At 48.2% G+C, this 313-nt stretch carries 1 protein-coding gene; it reads right to left on the bottom strand.

The window, feature by feature from the left end:
- The coding region (locus tag L324_RS44395) for a hypothetical protein (RefSeq protein ID WP_499698303.1) at positions 1-313 on the bottom strand (313 nt) is incomplete at both ends.

Raw genomic sequence — 313 nt, forward strand, 5'->3', positions numbered from 1 at the left:
TCGCGCCGCCTTCCACTTGTTTCTGGAGATCGATGTTTCAACGATGCGGTATTCCGCGAGGGGTTCGTTCAGTCCATATGCCTTGAACCCCCGCTTTAATACGGACAGCCATGTCGCCAAATCCTGGCGGGTTCTAATATTCGGCATCCGGATATCACCCGTTTGTTCTCTGTCAATCATCACCGTCAAGCAGCCGATGATCGTATTTTTTAATACATCATCATATGTAAGGCTTACGGGTGCATGAATGGTTTTATGAAGCGGTTCGCCGTCTTGGCTGATCATCTCGTATGCCGTCTTCTGCTTGAAAAAA

This window comes from Amycolatopsis orientalis DSM 40040 = KCTC 9412, assembly GCF_000478275.1.
In the GTDB taxonomy this organism is placed as follows: domain Bacteria; phylum Actinomycetota; class Actinomycetes; order Mycobacteriales; family Pseudonocardiaceae; genus Amycolatopsis; species Amycolatopsis orientalis.